This is a genomic window from Nostoc sp. CHAB 5715, assembly GCF_020829685.1.
In the GTDB taxonomy this organism is placed as follows: domain Bacteria; phylum Cyanobacteriota; class Cyanobacteriia; order Cyanobacteriales; family Nostocaceae; genus Nostoc.
In genome coordinates, this window is record NZ_JAIVFR010001151.1 from 1 (window position 1) to 2,148 (window position 2,148).

General features: G+C 45.6%; 1 protein-coding gene. It reads left to right on the forward strand.

All coding sequences use genetic code 11. The annotated features are described in order from the left end of the window. Positions 1-2,148, forward strand: a 2,148-nt coding sequence (locus LC574_RS37065) for a condensation domain-containing protein (RefSeq protein WP_229458613.1), incomplete at both ends; no start/stop codon positions are given.

The window sequence follows — 2,148 nt, forward strand, 5'->3', positions numbered from 1 at the left end:
AGCTAGAGCCACTGCAAAAGGTTTAAGCTTCTCCTTAGCGCAGATTTTCCAGCATCAGACTATCGACTCACTGGCACAAGAAATTACCTTTGTTGAACCCAGTGCCCTAGTAACTCGGAAAACAGAGCCATTTAGTCTGATTTCCCACGCAGAACGGCAAAAGCTACCCAAAGATGTAGAAGATGCCTATCCTTTGGCTAGGGTTCAGGCTGGGGTGATTTTTCACAGTCAGTCCATGCCTGATGAGCCAATGTACCATGATATTTTCCTTTACAATTTGCAAGTTCGTCTAGACATCCAATTGTTTCAAAAAGCTCTACAGCACGTTGTCGATCGCCATGCTATCCTGCGGACATCCTTTGATCTGACTAACTTTAGTGAACCTCTACAGTTAGTTCATCAACAAGTTAATGCTCCCTTTCACGTCGAGGACTTGCGCGGTTTCTCACCAGAGCAACAACAACAAGCACTTTCCACCTGGATAACATCTGAAAAACGACGAAATTTTGATTGGTCTTCCCCACCATTTATTCGCTTTTTCATTCACCGCCTTACAGAGCAGTCTTTTTATCTAACCTTTAGCTGTCACACTTCTATTCTTGACGGCTGGAGCAAAGCTTGTTTGCTGACAGAATTGCTGCATCATTATTATGCTCTGCTCAAGGGTAAAAGCGATGCCATTGAACCAGCCCCAACCATAGCTTATCGAGATTTTGTTGCTTTAGAGCGTTCAACATTGCGTAGCTTGCCGCCGCAGGCATCGCTAGACTCTCAAGATTTTTGGAGGCAAAAATTAGCCGATTGTGTAACCACGAGAATAGCTCGTTGGGTGGTGGCTCACCACAGCACAAATACCCCGGAAATTGGCTTTTTAGATGTCCCTATCTCCCCTGAACTTTCCGAGAAATTGCAAAAACTGGCTCGGTTAGCAGAAGTCCCACTCAAAAACGTCTTGTTAGCTGCACACGTCAGGGTGATGAGTTTGTTGAGTGGCGAGAGCGATGTCCTCACAGGGCTTGAGTCTAATGGTCGATTGGAAGAAGCTGACGGAGAAAAAACTTTAGGAATCCATTTGAACACGGTTCCCTTGCGTTTGCAGCTGATGGGTGGAACTTGGCTAGAGTTAGTGCAGCAGGTTTTTGCAGCTGAACGAGAGTTGTTACCCTTCAGGCGTTATCCTTACGCAGATTTACACCAACTTGTTGGTCGTCAGGCTCTCCAGCCTCTGGTTGAAACTGTTTTTAATTACACTAACTTTCATGTTTATGAGAGTCTGCAAAGTCTCAAAGATTTGGAAGTTTTAGGGGCGAGGGGTTTTGGTGAAACTCATTTTACCTTGCGGTCTGAGTTTAATCTCAATCATGCCTCAGATTGCATCCAACTCGATTTAGAGTGCGACTTGACACAGATAAGTCATGCCCAGTTAGAGACTATTGGCAGTCATTTTAGAGAAACACTAACAGTAATGTCTGCACAGCCGTTGGCACGTTACGAGTCTCAATGTCTTTTGGGCGATCGCCAACGGCAAATGTTACTCGTAGAATGGAATAACACCGCCACCAAATATCCCCAAGACTGCTGTATCCATCAACACTTTGAGGCTATGGTAGCAAAAAATCCTAATGCGATCGCGATCGCCTTTGCAGGTGAACAACTAAGTTACCAACAGCTAAATCATCGAGCTAATGCCCTGGCTCATTACTTGCAGCGTTTAGGGGTAACTTCCGATGTGCCGGTGGCTCTCTGTGTCGAGCGTTCCTTGGAGATGATAGTGGGAATTTTGGGAATTCTGAAGGCAGGAGGAGCCTACGTACCTTTAGACCCAACATATCCCCAAGAAAATCTCGCTTTTATACTGAAAGATGCTCAAGTGCAAGTCCTGCTGACTCAAGCACGGCTAATAGCAGACTTACCTACCCACACAGCCCAAGTTGTCTGCCTAGACTCAGACTGGCAGATCATAGCGCGGGAGAGTCCAGAAAACCCCAGCAGTACAAGCACATTAGAAAACCTCGCCTACATTATTTACACATCAGGCTCCACAGGTCAACCCAAGGGAGTAATCGTTACCCAGCAAAACTTAGTCCATTCCACCTTTGCACGGATTACTTATTACCCAGAACCCGTTAGCAGTTTCTTATTAATTCC